A 12,323-nucleotide genomic window follows, 5' to 3' on the forward strand; every position below is an offset into this window, starting at 1 on the left:
CCAAAATTCCTGTAAAATCGGAATTTTTGGAACCCTTTTCGTTCCTGCGGATATACTGGAATGAACCCGAGATCAACGGAAGGGGAGGGAACGGATATGAGGCGGTACTGGCCGAGAAAGCGCAGGAGGCTGGGGCTGAAAGGCAAATTTCTCTTGTTCTTGGTGATTGTAGTTGTGCTGTTCTTTTTGGTGGATTCCCAGCTTCGCCCTCTTTTGGAGAGCGCCGCCCAGAGCCAGGCTACTATCGTATCCACCAAGGCGGTCAACGACGCGGTGACCGAAGAGCTCGCCAAACAAGGCCTCGGGTATGAGGACCTGGTCCATGTCACCCAGACCTCCGAAGGAAAGGTTACCTCCATCGAGTCGGACGTGGTGGAGATTAACCTGATGAAGTCGAAGATTACCTCCGCCATCCAGGACCGGCTTTCGGAGAACGACATTCAGAGTACCGGCATCCCCCTTGGGAATCTGTTGGGGAGCAATTACCTGGTGGGACGCGGCCCCCTGATTCCGCTGAAAATCACTCTGGCCGGCACGGTTATCACCGAGCTTCAAAGCCAGTTTCTTTCCGCCGGCATCAACCAGACCAAGCACGAGCTGACCCTTTCGGTGAAAGCGCGTATCTACATCCAAATGCCCGGATACTATACTACCGCCGAAATTACCACCAATTTTCTCGTGGCCGAAACCGTCATCGTCGGGGAAGTGCCGGACGCCTTCACCAACGTGGTCACTCCCAGCAACGACTTGCCGAATATCATCATGGATTATGGGGCGGACGCAAATTAACCGTGTTTTCGCAGAAAAATGTGGTATAATACAAACACACGCCCAATCGGGCGTATCGCGTAAAATCTATGGGTCCCGAGAAGACAAAACAAAACCGGGATCAAATTGGCGGGCGCCCGTTTTTAGAAAACGGGCGCTGCCTTTCCATTTCGCAGAAAAAGGACGGGAAGAAAACATGAATTCTGCAAAGGAGCGCATTGAGGAACTGCGCCGGCAGCTCAACTATCATAACCACAAATACTACGTGGAGGATCACCCGGAAATCGAGGACTATGAATACGACCGGATGCTCAGGGACCTGGAAACGCTGGAAGCGGAGCACCCGGAGCTCGTTACGCCCGATTCCCCCACCCAGCGGGTGGGCGGCGCGGCGGACGCCCTTTTTTCCCCGGTGACCCACCCGGTTCCTATGGAGAGCCTGCAGGACGTTTTTTCCGGCGACGAGCTTTTGGACTTTGACCGGCGGGTGCGGGAAACGGTGGAATCTCCTCGGTACGTGGTGGAGCCGAAAATCGACGGGCTGTCGGTCTCTCTCGAATACGAAAACGGCGTGCTGGTGCGTGGGTCCACCAGAGGTGACGGGGTCACCGGCGAGGACGTAACCGCGAACCTGCGCACCATCCGTTCCATTCCCCTGCGCTTAACCCGTCCCCTTGCCTTTTTGGAGGTGCGCGGGGAGGTGTATATGCCTCGTGACAGCTTTGAAAAGCTGGTGGAGCGTCAGGAGATCAACGAGGAAAAGCCTTTCAAGAATCCCCGCAACGCCGCCGCCGGCAGCCTGCGCCAGAAGGACTCGGCAGTGACCGCCTCGAGAGGCCTGGACATCTTTCTGTTTAACATTCAGCGCGTCGAAGGGGAAACGCCCACCGGACATGCCCAGTCTTTGGAGCTGATGAAAGAGCTGGGGCTGAAGATCATCCCCTTTTACCGGGTGTTTTCCGACATGGGGGACGTGCTCGCGGAAATTGACCGCATCGGCGCGCTCAGAGGCTCCCTTCCCTTCGAGATTGACGGGGCGGTTGTAAAGGTGGACGATTTCGAGCAGCGCCGCCGACTGGGCAGTACCTCTAAGTTTCCCAAATGGGCCGCAGCTTTTAAGTACCCGCCCGAGGAAAAGGAGACGGTGCTTTTGGATGTGGAAGTAAACGTGGGCCGCACCGGCACCCTCACTCCCATCGGCATCTTTGAGCCGGTGACGCTGGCCGGCACCACCGTCTCCCGCGCCACCCTGCACAACGAGGATTTCATCGAGGAAAAACAGCTTCGCATCGGGGACACAGTGATGCTTCGAAAATCCGGGGATATCATTCCCGAGGTGGTAGAGGTCACCCGCCATGCAAACGATGCCAAACCCTTCCAGATGCCCAAGGAATGCCCCTCCTGCGGCGCGCCGGTGTTCCGGGAGGAAGGGGAGGCGGCCATCCGGTGCGACAATCCCGAATGCCCCGCCCAGCGGCTGCGCCACCTGGTTCACTTTGCCTCCCGTGACGCCATGGATATCGACGGGCTAGGCCCTGCGGTGCTCGAGCAGCTCATGGCAAATGGGCTCGTGAAGTCCCCGCCCGACCTTTACCGCCTCAAAGCCGAGGATGTGGCGCAAATCGAGCGCATGGGAGAAAAGTCCGCCGCGAACCTGCTCGCCGCTATTGAGAAAACCAAGCAAAACGACCTTTATCGTCTGATTTTCGCCCTGGGCATCCGGCATATCGGGCAGAAGGCCGCCAAGCTTCTCGCCCAGCATTTTAAGCGGATGGACGCCTTGTTTGACGCCACCGAGGAGGAGATCGCGGAAATCGACGGCTACGGCAGCGTCATGGCCCAAAGCGTCGTCGCTTTTTTTGCCCTGCCTCAAACGAAGCACTTGATTGCAGAGCTCAAAGAATGCGGCCTGAACATGGAGGATCTGTCGGTGATGGCGGACACCCGTTTGGAAGGGCAGACCTTTGTGCTCACCGGCACCCTTCCTACTCTGACCCGCGCCCAGGCCGGCAAGATGATTGAGGAGCATGGCGGCCGGGTGTCCGGAAGCGTGTCCAAACGGACCACCTATGTGCTGGCCGGGGAGGACGCGGGCAGCAAGCTTGCCAAGGCCCAGAAGTTGGAGATTCCGGTGATTGACGAAGGGCAATTTTTGGAGATGCTTTCCCGTTAAAAGCGGCGCAAAAAATATACCGCTCCCTGCCCGGTATAGAAAAAAATCCCCGTTGGAATCATCCAACGGGGATTTTTTTACTTATTTGTCCGCCAAGGCTCGTTCCAGCCAGATTGCGCCTACGTCAATGGCGTTATATAAGCCATCCTTTTCGGTTTTCTTCACAATCCGGTCGCGGATGCGCACCTGGGGATCCGTATCCATCAGCTGGACCAGAACCCGGTCCGGCACCTCCATATCCTTGAAGGGTTTGGTGCTCAATATTTGCAGCATAACCACGTATTTATCCGACATATTGCCATAATAAATCGTTTTTCCGCAGCGAACCATCGGCCTGCCCTTATACAGCAGAAACTTGTCTTTCTTGGCTGCGTTTGCCATCGGAATCGACCTCCTTTTGTCAGCTCGTACGAAACGAATCCGTATTACAATCTATAACTAAATCATTTTAGCAGATTTTGACGCCAATGTAAAGGAAAATGCGTCAACCGGATGCGACAAAAGCAGACAAGTGCAAGCCTTACAGGCCTAAGTCCTTGATTTCCCCCTGCGCCCGGGCAATTTCCTCCTCGAGACCGGGAATGCCGTCGCCGATTTTGCCCGACAGGTACATGTCGTAAGCGGTCATGTCAAAATAGCCGTTGCCGGAGAGATTGAAGAGGATGACCTTTTCCTCGCCGCTCTCCTTGCATTTGTTGGCTTCCTTGATGGCCTGGCAGATGGCGTGGGAGGATTCGGGAGCGGGAACGATGGCCTCCGTCTGAGCGAAGAGCAGCGCCGCCTCGAACACTTCCTTCTGCCCCACCGCCGCCGCTTCGATAAAGCCGTCGTGATAGAGCTGGGAGAGCAGGGGAGAGTCTCCGTGATAGCGAAGGCCTCCCGCATGGATGCCGGAGGGATGGAAGGAATGGCCCAGGGAATACATCATGGTGATGGGGGCCATGCCGGCGCTGTCTCCATAGTCGTAGGTAAAGACGCCCTTGGTAAGCTTCGGGCAGGCTTCCGCCTCCACGGCGATGAACTTAGCATGCTCCTTGCCGTCAAAGGTATCTTTCAGGAAGGGAAAGGCGATGCCCGAGAAGTTGGACCCGCCGCCGTTGCAGCCGATGACGATGTCCGGGTATTCGTCCACCATCTCCATCTGTTTTTTCGCCTCCAGGCCGATGACCGACTGGTGCAAAATCACATGGTTGAGCACGCTGCCCAGGGCGTAATTGGTGTCGCTGTGGGAAGCCGCGTCCTCCACCGCCTCGGCGATGGCGTCGCCCAAGGAGCCGTTGGTGTCCGGCATTTTCGCCAGAATGCCGCGTCCCACCTGGGTTTGGTCGGACGGGGAGGGGATGACTCCCGCGCCGTACATCTGCATAATGGAGCGGCGGTAGGGCTTTTGCTGATAGCTTACCTTCACCATGTAAACGGTGCACTCCATATCGAACATTTTGGTGGCCATGGAAAGAGCAGTGCCCCACTGGCCGGCGCCGGTTTCGGTGGTCAGACGCTTGATGCCCTCGATTTTGTTAAAGTACGCCTGGGGCACGGCGGAATTGAGCTTGTGGCTGCCGGAGGGATTGGTGCCCTCATACTTGTAGTAGATGCGCGCCGGGGTACCCAGCGCCTTTTCCAGCTCGTAAGCCCGGTGCATGGGGGTGGAGCGGAACAGCTCGTATTTTTCCATGACTTCCTTGGGAATGTCGATGTAGCGTTCGGTGGTCAGCTCCTGTTCAATCAGGCTCTTGGGGAAGATGGCGCCCAATTCCTCCGCTGTCACTTCCTTGTGGGTGCGGGGGCTCAGGTACGGAGCGGGGAGATTCGGCATGTCCGCGCGGACGTTATACCATTGCTTGGGAAGCTCGCTTGCCGGTAAGATAATCTGGTGAGGAATCTGGTTCTTTTTCATTAGAAAGGCTCCTTTCGTTTGGACGGTCTGCCGTTTTTTATGAATGGACACTGGGAAAAGAAAAAACAGCCTGTCCTTTCAACAAGGACAGGCTGTTACATACGACCTGCGGTACCACCTTGATTGCCGGCAAAAAACCGGCCCTCTCATGCAAAAGCGCCAACACGCTTTGCGCCCTTAACGCGGGCAAACGTCGGACATTACTCGCCGCCAATTCCGGCTTTCCTTCCGCCCTCCGCGACCCAACGGCCTTTTCTAACAGCGTTTCTGCCGGCTTCCACCCTCCCGGCTCTCTGAAAGAAACCCTCTGTTAAGACCACTTCGCTTCACAGGTTTTTCTCTTTGTCGCTAATCATAGCACCCAAACGACTTGCTGTCAACCTTTTTTAGTCCCCCAAATAGGATTTGACCAGCTCCTGCAGCAGTTCGTCCCGGTCGATTTTGCGAATCAGGCTTCTGGCGTTGTTGTGCGTCGTGATATAGGTGGGATCCTCCGATAAAATATACCCCACGATCTGATTGATCGGGTTATACCCCTTTTCCCGCAACGCGTCATAGACCGCCGTCAGCGTACGGCGCAACTCGTCTTCCTTATCGCCGGCAATGGAAAAGGTCATGGTTTTATCAAACATAGGAATCACCTCGTATTTTATTCTACGATACAAAACCTCGATTTGCAAGCCTAATTTTGTATATCGTGTATGAATTTTCTGTAGATTTACCCCGAATCATGCATGAACTTAGGACCTAAGCTCCGCGCCCAGATCGGTGAGAGCCTTGCGCACCTTTTTGACAATGGCGTCCGCATCCTCGTCCTTTAAGGTCCCGTCGGCGGAACGCAGCACCAGGTTAAAGGCCACGCTCTTTTTGCCCTCGGCCACCTGCTTGCCCTTGTAGACGTCGAACAGGGTCACCTTTTCCAGCCGGTTTCCAGCCGCCGCCGCAATGGACCTTTTGAGCTTTAACACCGGAATCTCGTCGTCACATACAAAGGCCAGGTCTCTCGTCACCGCTGGGAACTTAGGCAGCGGCTGATACTGGCGCGTGGGGTCGGAGAGCGCGAAAAGGGCATTAAAGTCCAGCACCGCCGCGCAGGCCCGCACTCCCAGCTCGTAGTTCTCCAGCACCTGCGGGTGCAGCTCGCCGATGACGCCGAACACCTTGCCCTCTTTGAGCAGGTGAGCGCAGCGGCCCGGATGGAAGGCGTATTCGTCGCTCGCCGGCTGCACGTCGTAATCAAACACCCTCGCTTTGTCCAAAAGCTCCTCCACCGCGCCCTTTAAGGTGAAGAAATCCGCCTTTTCCCCATAAGCGCCCATGACCAGGCTCTGCTTTTCAATGGGCAGCTCGTTGTCGCTTTCCTTGGGGATGTACTCAGTGGCTACCTCGTAAAGGGCTGCGGACAGGTTGCGGTTTAAATAGTTGCGGGAAAGGGCTTCGCACAGGGAAGGCAGCGCGATGGTGCGCATGATGCTGGTGTCTTCCCCAAGAGGGTTTGCAATGGTCACCGACCGGCGCAAAGGCGAATCGGACGGCAGGCCAATTTTATCGTAGAACTTCGGGCTGATGAAGGAATAGGTCATGATCTCCGAATAGCCCAGCGCCTGCATGGTACCGTTCACCATCCGCTCGAACTTCTGCTCTTCGGTCAGTTTCCCCTGAGCCGAGCCCCTTACCAGGGTGGTGGGGATTTTGTCGTACCCATAGAACCGGGCGATTTCCTCCGCCACGTCCGCCTTGTGCTCAATGTCCGCCCGGAAGGAGGGGACCGATACCACGCCGTCCTTCACTTCGAAATCGAGCTTTTGCAGAATTTGGGCCATTTCCTCTTCGGAAATGGAAATGCCTAAAAACCGGTTGATCCAGTCGGACTCCAGCGCAAGCTTACGCCGTTCGCCGCAGCTGTTGTTTACATCAATGATCCCGTCGCATACGTCGCCCGCGTCCAAAAGCTCCACCAGCTCGCAGGCCCGCTCCAAAGCGGGAATGCAGTTTTGCGGGTCGAGGCCCTTTTCAAACCGGGCGGAGGAATCGGTGCGCATCCCCAGCTTCTTCGCCGTAATGCGAACCGACGGCCCCGCAAAGCAAGCCGATTCAAAGACGATGGTATTGGTATCGTCCATAATGCCGCTGAATTCGCCGCCCATAACGCCCGCCACAGCGCTGGGCTTTTCCTGGTCGGCGATCACCAGCATATCGGGACTGAGCCTGCGCTCTACCCCGTCGAGCGTCACAATCGTTTCGCCTTCCTTCGCCCGGCGCACCACGATCTGCTGCTCCTTCAGGTACTTCTGATCAAACGCGTGCATGGGCTGGCCATACTCGAGCATCACGTAATTGGTGATGTCCACAATGTTGTTGATGGGGCGCACGCCGCTGGCCCGCAGCCGTTCGCGCATCCAGCGGGGCGAGGGCTTTACCCGCACGTTTTTGACCACCCGCGCGCAGTACCGGGCGCAAAGGTCAGGCGCTTCCACCCGCACCTTCAACAGATCGTTTACGTCCCCGTGGCCGCCCTTGACTGCCGGCGTATGCAGCTTGAGAGGCTTGTCAAAGCTCACCGCCGTCTCCCTTGCCAGGCCAATGACCGACAGGCAGTCGGGCCGGTTTGAAGTGATCTCAAACTCGAACACCGTATCATTGTACCCGATCGCTTCCCGGATATCCTGGCCGACGCGACAGTCCTCCTGCAAAATAAAGATGCCGTCCTCAATGGCGTAAGGGAAATCGTGGGTGGTAATTCCCAGCTCCGCCACCGAGCAGAGCATCCCGTTTGACTCCACGCCCCGCAGCTTGCCTTTTTTGATTTTCACTCCGCCGTGTAAATGAGAGCCGTCCAGCGCCACCGGCACCAGATCTCCCACCGCCACGTTTTTGGCTCCCGTGACGATCTGCAGCGGCGTGCCGCTGCCCACATCGAGCTGGCAGACCTGAAGCTTGTCGGCGTTGGGATGGGGGGTAATCTCCAAGATTTTTCCCACCACGACTTTTTTCAGCTCGCTGCCTTCTTCCTCCCAGCCTTCCACCTTTGAACCGGTCATGGTCAGGCGCTCGGCGAATTCCCGGTTTCCTACCGGAATGTCTTCTACAAAATCATGAAGCCATCTCATCGAAAGCTGCATGGATGTTCACCTCCTAAAATTGTGACAAGAACCGAAGATCGTTTTCGTAGAACAGGCGCAGATCGTCAATGTTAAACCGGCGCATGACGATGCGCTCGAGCCCCACACCGAAGGCAAAGCCGCTATACTCCTCTGGGTCAATGCCGCAGATGGAGAGCACCTTTGGGTGCACCATGCCGCAGCCTAAAATCTCAATCCAGCCTTCGCCCTTGCACAGGCGGCAGCCCTCTCCATGGCAGTGGAAGCACTGCACGTCCACCTCCGCCGACGGCTCGGTAAACGGGAAGTGATGGGGCCGAAAGCGCACCACCGCGTCCTCTCCGTAAAGCTGCTTGACGAATACCTCCAGCGTTCCCTTCAGGTCTGCCATGGTAATCCCCTTGTCCACCACTAGGCCCTCGATCTGATGAAAGAGGGGAGAGTGGGTGGCGTCCACCGCGTCGGAACGGTATACCCGGCCCGGGGCGATGATGCGGATGGGAGGCTTCTGCTTTTCCATGGTGCGAATCTGCACGGGAGAGGTCTGGGTGCGAAGAAGGATGTTATCGTTGATATAGAAGGTATCCTGGGTATCCCGAGCGGGATGGTCCTTGGGAATGTTGAGCGCTTCGAAGTTATAATAATCGCTCTCCACCTCCGGGCCCTGAACCACGTCGAATCCCATTCCTAAGAAAATTTCCTTGAGCTCGTCGAGCACGATGGACAACGGATGCTTATAGCCCAGTTCGTGCCGTTTGCCCGGCATGGTCACGTCGATGCGTTCTGCCTTTAGCCGCCGCTCGGTCTCCATGGCCTTGAGCTTTTGCCCGCGCTCCTCGATCTCCTTTTCCAGCTGGCCCCTGATTTCGTTTGCCAGCTGCCCGATGACCGGACGCTCCTCGGCGGAAAGCTTGCCCATTTGCTTTAAGATGGAGGTAAGCTCTCCTTTTTTGCCCAAAAAGCGGATGCGAAGATTCTCCAGCTCCTGCGGAACGTCGGCTTTCGCAAGCTCTTCTTCCACCCGCTTCTTGATGTCTTCCAGCTGCTGCCTCATCTGTGAATCACCTCTCGTATAAAATAAAAAAGCCGCTCTTCGCCCTTCTGGAAAGAAAGGGACGAAAGCGAGCTTCCGCGGTACCACCCTCATTTTTGCATAAGCAAACACTCACGCGGCCTCTAACGGCGCCGGACCGTCACAGCCTACCTGGGAAAACCGCTCGGCTGTGCCGCTCAGAAGTGAACTTCGGCGCTCATACGGGCGGGGAAACGCTTCCAGCCGCAGACGATTCCTCTCTTTGCCGCTTTTGTGTACGCGCGCTTACTCTCTTCTTCACTGCGTTTTTCTTACTATACCACGCCGGTTTCAAAAATGCAAGCGGTTTGGAAATGCGATTGAAATGATCCAGATTTTGTGGTATACTATACTATAATTTCCGAAGCTTCGGCATCATTCGGGCGCTAGGCGGCGGATTTTGAACCTGAAAAAAAGGATGTGCCACATATTCATGGACGTTTTTATCGAACAGCTGGTTAAGCGGAAAAAAGAGGGCAAAGACGTTGCGGTGATCGTTCTGATCCTTTTGGGCGCGGTTATATTGGCCGCCGTTTTGACCTATCTGAGTTGGTGGTATCTGGGCATGCCGGAAATGGCGCTTTTGTTTATCATCGGCATTGTGTACGCCTGCTATGTTTTGATTTCCAACCAGAACATTGAGTTTGAGTACATCATTACCAACGGCGAGCTGGACGTGGACCGGATCATTGCTCAGCGCAAGCGCAAGCGGGTGGTTACCGTCCGTTGCCGGGATTTTGAGGATTTCGGCCGGTATTCGGCGCAGAAATTTGCTTCCCGCCGTTTTTCTACCCGGCTGATGGTCGCGTCCAAAAAGGAAGGGAACGGGCTTTATTATGCGGTGTTCAACCACGACACCATGGGCCACGTGCTGATGGTGTTCGAGCCGGACGAGCGCACCCGAAAAACCATTCTGCCCTGTCTCAACCGGAACATTTCCCGGGAAGGACTGTAAGAAAACATTTCCCTCGCTGTATACGGCCGTCTTCTATCGCATAGAGGTTTGGCAAGGCAGTCATACGTTTTGACAGGTATAAGAACAGAAAAAACGCCCGGAAACAAAGCCATTGCTTTGCCCTGGGCGTTTTTTGCACCATTGGAAAGGGAGAAAAAAGATGCGTATCTTAACGGCACAAGCCACCCGAAACATCGAAGCAAAGGCGGTAAAGCAAGGAACCGGTTACCGGCAGCTTATGGAGAACGCCGGAACGGCCGCCGCCGAACTCATCTGGGAAGCCTATCCGAAAGCAGGCGGCCCGGTGGTAGTCCTGTGCGGCAAGGGCAATAACGGCGGGGACGGCTTTGTGGCAGCCCGCCGCCTGTGCCAGAAGGGGGCAAAGGTGTCGGTGGTGTTGGCCGGCGGCCCTCCCAAAACCGAGGACGCCGCCCATATGCGCGCTCTGCTTACAGACCTGCCGGTATCGGTCACAGAGGATTTGGAGGAAGGTGCCGCGCTCCTTTCCCGGGCCGGGCTGATTGTGGACGCCATGTTTGGCATCGGGTTTCACGGGGAGCTTCGCGCCCCTTACGACCGCCTCGTCCTTGCCGTCAATGAGGCCAAAGCCCCGGTGGTAAGCTTGGACGTGCCAAGCGGACTTGACAGCGACAGCGGCTTTGTCCCCAAGGTTTGCATCCATGCCGATCTGACCGTATCCTTCTCCGCCTTAAAGCCGGTGCATGCCGTGTACCCGGCCAAAGAGGCCTGCGGCAGGATCCTGGTCGCGCCGGTGGGCATCGGGGAGGACATCGTTGAGCAGGAAGAAAGCCAAATCTCTGGGATTTCGGAAAAATCAGTGCGCCGCTGCTTTTCCCCCCGCAGGCAAAACACCAACAAAGGGGATTTCGGCAAGCTTCTGTGCGTGGTGGGCAGCGCCGGGATGACCGGGGCGGCTTTCTTAAGCGTGAGCGCTGCCCTGCGCTGCGGAGTGGGGCTTGTGTACCTGGCGGCGCCCAAGGACGTTTGTACCATCCTGGCCGGCCGGCTGACCGAACCGGTCCTCTGTCCCTTACCCCAAACGGAAGGCGGAACGTTGTCGGCCGGCGGCGCGCCGGTGCTGCGCAGCCGCCTGCGCGCCGCTTCCGCCTGCCTGATCGGCTGCGGCTTGGGCTGCAACGAGGACACTCAGAAAATCGTAGAGGACCTGCTTTTGCACAGCACCGCCCCTATCGTCCTGGACGCGGACGGTATAAACTGCGCCGCCAAGCATATAGATATATGGAAAAGAGCCGGCGCGCCTTTGGTGCTTACCCCTCATCCCGGTGAAATGGCCCGCCTGACGGGCAAATCCATTGGGGAAATCCAGTCGAGACGGCTGGAGAGTGCCCGGGAATTCGCCGTGGAGCATGACGTGGTGCTGGTGCTCAAAGGAGCGGGAACGGTAATCGGCCTGCCGGACGGGCGCTGCCTTGTCAACGCCACCGGGAATCCCGGTATGGCCAAAGGCGGGAGCGGGGACCTTCTGGCCGGAATGATCGCTTCCTTCCTAGCTCAGGGAATGGCCCCGGAGAAAGCCGCCATGTGCGGGGTGTACCTGCATGGAAAAGCGGGAGACCGGGCGGCTAAAGATCTCTCCGAACAAGCCATGCTCCCTTCGGATCTCTTGTCCCGGCTGCCCGCGCTCTTTCTCGAGATTGAAACGCAAGGGTGATGCATTTGATGAAAAAGGTGACAGGCCTGCTTCTGGCGGTCGTACTGCTGCTGACCGGCTGCGGCGGCCAGGGAGGAGGGGGCGCGGCCCCGTCCCAGCCCGATACCCTCTCGAGCCAGTTTTCCTGCGTGGCGGACATTCATTATAACGAAATGGACATCAAGGCCAATGTGGTTAGCCCCTCGCCGGGGCTTTATACCATCGAGGTGCTGGAACCGGCGAGCCTCAAGGGACTGAAAGTGGAATGGACCGGCCAGCAGATCCAGCTGGGGTATCTGGGCCTTTCGGTTGGGATTGACCCGGCCACCCTCCCGGACTCGCTGTTCGGCAGCATCCTTATCGACGTATTCAACAAAACCGCGGCAAAGGACGGCATGTCTATCGAAGCCGGGGAAAACGAGCTGATTCTCCGCGGCAAAACCGATGCCGGCGATTTTACCGTTTCCATGGACCGGCAGACGGGCGCTTTGAAGCAGGTGTCCGTCCCGTCGGCGGGGCTGGAGGCGCAGTTCAGCGAGTTTACCAAAGGCGGATAGAAAGGAAGGGCGGCAGACGCCGCCCTTCCTTTTTTGCTGCCCGTTCTCTGGTCTATTTGTGGACGCAGGCCGAAAAACGCTCCTTATCCCGGATTTTAGGAACGGCCCAACGTCCAATAAAAGCCCTG

At 56.9% G+C, this 12,323-nt stretch carries 10 protein-coding genes and 1 other annotated feature; of the genes, 5 read left to right on the plus strand and 5 right to left on the minus strand.

The window, feature by feature from the left end:
- Positions 1-96: 96 nt before the first annotated feature.
- Positions 97-789, plus strand: coding sequence for a sporulation protein YunB (gene yunB / locus WMO26_RS00415; RefSeq protein ID WP_349217559.1), 693 nt, complete (start codon positions 97-99; stop codon positions 787-789).
- 175 nt (positions 790-964) lie between these two features.
- Positions 965-2,941, plus strand: a complete 1,977-nt coding sequence (gene ligA / locus WMO26_RS00420) for an NAD-dependent DNA ligase LigA (RefSeq protein ID WP_349217561.1) — start codon at positions 965-967, stop codon at positions 2,939-2,941.
- Between the two features lie 81 nt (positions 2,942-3,022).
- On the opposite strand, the gene WMO26_RS00425 is transcribed toward ligA, so the two are convergent.
- The 5 genes from WMO26_RS00425 to pheS form a co-directional block, all read right to left on the minus strand.
- On the minus strand, positions 3,023-3,322 hold the full coding sequence (locus tag WMO26_RS00425) for a hypothetical protein (RefSeq protein ID WP_349217563.1): 300 nt from the start codon (positions 3,320-3,322) through the stop codon (positions 3,023-3,025).
- A gap of 139 nt (positions 3,323-3,461) precedes the next feature.
- Complete coding sequence (locus WMO26_RS00430) at positions 3,462-4,838, minus strand: TrpB-like pyridoxal phosphate-dependent enzyme (protein WP_349217565.1); 1,377 nt, start codon at positions 4,836-4,838, stop codon at positions 3,462-3,464.
- Positions 4,839-5,224: 386 nt separating this feature from the next.
- Positions 5,225-5,470 (minus strand): IreB family regulatory phosphoprotein, encoded by a 246-nt coding sequence (locus tag WMO26_RS00435; protein WP_349217566.1) that lies wholly within the window; start codon positions 5,468-5,470, stop codon positions 5,225-5,227.
- A gap of 108 nt (positions 5,471-5,578) precedes the next feature.
- Complete coding sequence (gene pheT, locus WMO26_RS00440) at positions 5,579-7,960, minus strand: phenylalanine--tRNA ligase subunit beta (protein ID WP_349217567.1); 2,382 nt, start codon at positions 7,958-7,960, stop codon at positions 5,579-5,581.
- 13 nt (positions 7,961-7,973) lie between these two features.
- Positions 7,974-8,993: a phenylalanine--tRNA ligase subunit alpha gene (gene pheS, locus WMO26_RS00445; protein ID WP_349217568.1), complete on the minus strand. Its 1,020-nt coding sequence runs from the start codon at positions 8,991-8,993 to the stop codon at positions 7,974-7,976.
- Positions 8,994-9,047: 54 nt separating this feature from the next.
- Positions 9,048-9,282, minus strand: a binding site (T-box leader).
- Between the two features lie 162 nt (positions 9,283-9,444).
- On the opposite strand from pheS, the gene WMO26_RS00450 reads away from it, so the two are divergent.
- The 3 genes from WMO26_RS00450 (at position 9,445) to WMO26_RS00460 (ending at position 12,195) form a co-directional block, all read left to right on the plus strand.
- On the plus strand, positions 9,445-9,966 hold the full coding sequence (locus WMO26_RS00450; protein WP_349217569.1) for a DUF6106 family protein: 522 nt from the start codon (positions 9,445-9,447) through the stop codon (positions 9,964-9,966).
- A 160-nt stretch (positions 9,967-10,126) separates the two neighbouring features.
- The gene (locus WMO26_RS00455) at positions 10,127-11,659 is read left to right on the plus strand and encodes an NAD(P)H-hydrate dehydratase (protein ID WP_349217570.1); all 1,533 of its coding nucleotides are present in this window, start codon (positions 10,127-10,129) and stop codon (positions 11,657-11,659) included.
- 8 nt (positions 11,660-11,667) lie between these two features.
- Complete coding sequence (locus WMO26_RS00460) at positions 11,668-12,195, plus strand: hypothetical protein (protein WP_349217571.1); 528 nt, start codon at positions 11,668-11,670, stop codon at positions 12,193-12,195.
- Positions 12,196-12,323 lie beyond the last annotated feature (128 nt).

Origin of the sequence: Solibaculum intestinale (assembly GCF_040096205.1) — a bacterium.
Classification (GTDB): domain Bacteria; phylum Bacillota; class Clostridia; order Oscillospirales; family Acutalibacteraceae; genus Solibaculum_A; species Solibaculum_A intestinale.

Excerpts from the sequence above, each read along its gene's own strand:
- WMO26_RS00460 (WP_349217571.1), top strand. The coding sequence starts at position 11,668 with ATGAAAAAGGTGACAGGCCTGCTTCTGGCGGTCGTACTGCTGCTGACC.
- WMO26_RS00435 (WP_349217566.1), bottom strand. The coding sequence starts at position 5,470 with ATGTTTGATAAAACCATGACCTTTTCCATTGCCGGCGATAAGGAAGAC.
- pheT (WP_349217567.1), bottom strand. The coding sequence starts at position 7,960 with ATGCAGCTTTCGATGAGATGGCTTCATGATTTTGTAGAAGACATTCCG.
- yunB (WP_349217559.1), top strand. The coding sequence starts at position 97 with ATGAGGCGGTACTGGCCGAGAAAGCGCAGGAGGCTGGGGCTGAAAGGC.
- WMO26_RS00425 (WP_349217563.1), bottom strand. The coding sequence starts at position 3,322 with ATGGCAAACGCAGCCAAGAAAGACAAGTTTCTGCTGTATAAGGGCAGG.
- WMO26_RS00450 (WP_349217569.1), top strand. The coding sequence starts at position 9,445 with ATGGACGTTTTTATCGAACAGCTGGTTAAGCGGAAAAAAGAGGGCAAA.
- ligA (WP_349217561.1), top strand. The coding sequence starts at position 965 with ATGAATTCTGCAAAGGAGCGCATTGAGGAACTGCGCCGGCAGCTCAAC.
- WMO26_RS00455 (WP_349217570.1), top strand. The coding sequence starts at position 10,127 with ATGCGTATCTTAACGGCACAAGCCACCCGAAACATCGAAGCAAAGGCG.
- pheS (WP_349217568.1), bottom strand. The coding sequence starts at position 8,993 with ATGAGGCAGCAGCTGGAAGACATCAAGAAGCGGGTGGAAGAAGAGCTT.
- WMO26_RS00430 (WP_349217565.1), bottom strand. The coding sequence starts at position 4,838 with ATGAAAAAGAACCAGATTCCTCACCAGATTATCTTACCGGCAAGCGAG.